The sequence below is a fragment of the Nitrospira sp. BLG_1 genome (genome assembly GCF_047338595.1).
Classification (GTDB): domain Bacteria; phylum Nitrospirota; class Nitrospiria; order Nitrospirales; family Nitrospiraceae; genus Nitrospira_D.
Genome location: NZ_JBLFBO010000097.1, coordinates 1 through 2,854, shown reverse-complemented (window position 1 = coordinate 2,854; position 2,854 = coordinate 1). Strand labels below are relative to the sequence as shown.

The 2,854-nt window shown below is 56.4% G+C and carries 2 protein-coding genes; both read left to right on the top strand.

All coding sequences use genetic code 11. The annotated features are described in order from the left end of the window. Positions 1-247 precede the first annotated feature (247 nt). Positions 248-1,342, top strand: coding sequence for a tyrosine-type recombinase/integrase (locus ACMTNU_RS20345; protein ID WP_413937121.1), 1,095 nt, complete (start codon positions 248-250; stop codon positions 1,340-1,342). 421 nt (positions 1,343-1,763) lie between these two features. Then, positions 1,764-2,854, top strand: a 1,091-nt coding sequence (locus ACMTNU_RS20340; protein ID WP_413937120.1) for an NTP/NDP exchange transporter, incomplete at its 3' end; no start/stop codon positions are given.

Below are 2,854 nucleotides of genomic sequence, written 5' to 3'. Positions count from 1 at the left end.
GGGTAGGGTGGGGGCGGGCAGGGAAGAGGCTTGGGAAGTCGGGTGAGAAGGCAATCGTCTCCTGGTGGGTGAGGAGGTGTCACCGCTGGGAGGGATACTCCGTGCTGCACGGTCCGCCTCTATCGTGTGATTGTGATTGAGGGGAGTGGTTCGGCTGGACGGGAGTGAGTCCCTGTCGTCTGAGCGAGTGCTCCATTAGATTGAGACAGAGGGATGGAGCAGGGAACGAGAAGGAAGGAACGGAACGATGGAGCTCATACCACTGACCCCTGAGCCAGAACGGCCGGATCACGGCACGTCCACGGCCATGGTGCCGTTGGCCACGACAAGTCTCAGAAGGACGGACGGGGAGTTGCCGCCGGTCTGCCTGCAGTTGTCGTCCTCGACCCTCATCGGGCTCCGTGTCTATCTGGATGAATTCGCGCGGCAGCTCGCGCAGCAGAAGCCGGGATCCACCACGGCCCGGACCTATTTCAAGCGCGGACGATACTTTATCGCCTGGCTGGAGCAGGGGAGGGAGCCACAGGTCCGTCGTCTCGATCGGACCTGTCTCGAATCCTATCGTGCGTGGCTCGATCACCGCTTTGCGAACCTTCGCACGAAGAACGGCTATCTGACGGCAGTCCGCCAGTTTTTGACCTGGCTCGTGCCGCTGCATCCGGGCCTTGTGAATCCAGCGGACTTCGTCCAGGGCTGGACCTGCAGTCGGCAACACACGCGGCGGCATTTGCCGGTGGAGGACGCCAAGGCCTTGCTCGCGGCGCTCGAGTCTGATCCGCGCAAATCCGAACTGCAACGCGCGCGCAATGTGGCCATGGCCTATCTCATGCTGAAGACCGGGTTGCGCACGATTGAAGTGAGTCGGGCCCGGATCGAGCATCTTCAAGAATTGGTGCCGGGTGAAAAATGGCGGCTCTGGGTGCATGGCAAGGGGAGAGGGTCGGCCGATGAGTCGGTGCAGGTGTTGAAGGAAGTGTATGAACGGATTCAGGCGTACCTCGCGCTCCGGCCGGGGCCATTACAGGAGAGTGATCCGCTGTTTGCCACGACGGCCTGTCTTGATCGCGGCGGGAACGTGGTTACACCAGCCGGGAAACGGCTCTCCACACGTGCCATTCACCGGATCATCACGGAAGGACTACTCTTAGCGGGTGTGAAAAAACCCGGCATTGTGGTCCATAGTCTGCGCCACTCGACCCCGACCTTTGCGCTCCTCAATGAGGCCAATCCCACGCGGGTGCAGAAGATGATGCGCCATCAGCATTATGCAACCACGGAGATTTACGTAGAGGAGGTGCAACGCCTTCTTGAAGGGGCGGAAGACTCGGTGACGCAGATCTAGAGAAGCTCCCGCCGCCGCCCTCACACATATCTGCACCGTTTCGAATAAAGTTAACCACATCGGGACGCTCATCACGCCTGAGCGCCATCCATCTCAAACCTGTCATCAAGCCATTGGGCCAGTTCTCTTCAGAGGGAGAGGCCTCAGAGTATTGTCACGCAGTGCCGCCAACAACATGCGTCTTTTTACAAGATGGGTGCATCTGCGCTTTTAGAAGCCTTCGTTAGGCTGAGCAACCTACAACATACAGCGAGGTTTCGTCGTATCACGAAGCTTCGCTGCGGATCGGAAGAACGATGACGTTGCCAATCCCCACAGAATCAGCACTTTGTAGCGTTCATGAACTGGCACCAAGTTTGGAATGCCTCCTGGCATCAAGAGTCGACTTTCACAAGTGAACACACAACGAGATGGAGCAGCCATGAAATCTATGCTTAATCGGAGATCAACAGAAGATATCGCAATCACAGGATTGCTCTTTGCATTCTTCTTTCTTGTGATCGCCGTCTTCCAAGTCTTGAAACCTCTCAAGAGCGGGCTTTTCGTGGAGCATTACGGCGCCCACATGGAGCTCTACGCCAAGCTTGCGAACATCCTGATCGCATCCATTGGCGTGGGAACATTTACCTTGCTCTACAACAAGCTACACCGACAGCGATTCATCTACACGCTGAGTGGGTTCTTTCTCTTGAGCTTCCTCAGCCTTGCGTTCGCGCTTGGAGATGAACCGGATCCGTTCCTCATCTGGACCTTCTATCTGTTGGGTGACCTCGAAGCCACAATGATGGTCGCAGCGTTTTGGGCATACTTGACTGATCTTTCTCATGGACCGGACGCGAACCGGCTTTTCGGTCCCATTGGAGCCGGAGGTGTGTTGGGCGGTTGGGCTGGCGTTTCGGTCGCAAAGGTTTTGCTTCCCACCATCGGAACCCCGGGACTCTTGTGCCTATCCGCTCTTTTCATGGGCGGAGTGATTCTGATCGTTGGATCAACAGAAACACTGCTCCGGAGATCACGGATATTCACGCCAACGATTTGGCCCGATGCACGGTCGAAAGTTGAGTCGTTCTCCAGAGGGTCATTGTTGGAGGCATTTGAAGGAGCCAGATTGGTCTTTCGCTCACGCTATCTCGCGAGCATTGCCGGCATCATGGGTTTGTACGAGGTGGCGTCACAGCTGATGGATTACCAGTTCAAATTAGCAGCTGAAAGCATGTCCGGTGTCCAAGCCACTCAGGCTTTCATGACGGATGTGTACTTGTACGCCAGTCTGTTAGCTGTGATCACCCAACTCTTTCTAGTTAGTAGCGTGATGAAGCGGTTTGGTCTTGGCGCAACTCTGCTTGTCCTGCCAGCGGCTATTATCGCCGGCTCGTTAGGGTTTCTGGCCATGCCCTCGTTGGTGGCAGTCAGCCTTCTGGTCATTTTCGATAACGGCCTAAGTTATTCCATCCAGCAGACCGGACGGGAGTCGCTCTACCTCGCCACCGGACCAGACGAAAAGTATAAGGG

Excerpts from the sequence above, each read along its gene's own strand:
- ACMTNU_RS20345 (WP_413937121.1), top strand. The coding sequence starts at position 248 with ATGGAGCTCATACCACTGACCCCTGAGCCAGAACGGCCGGATCACGGC.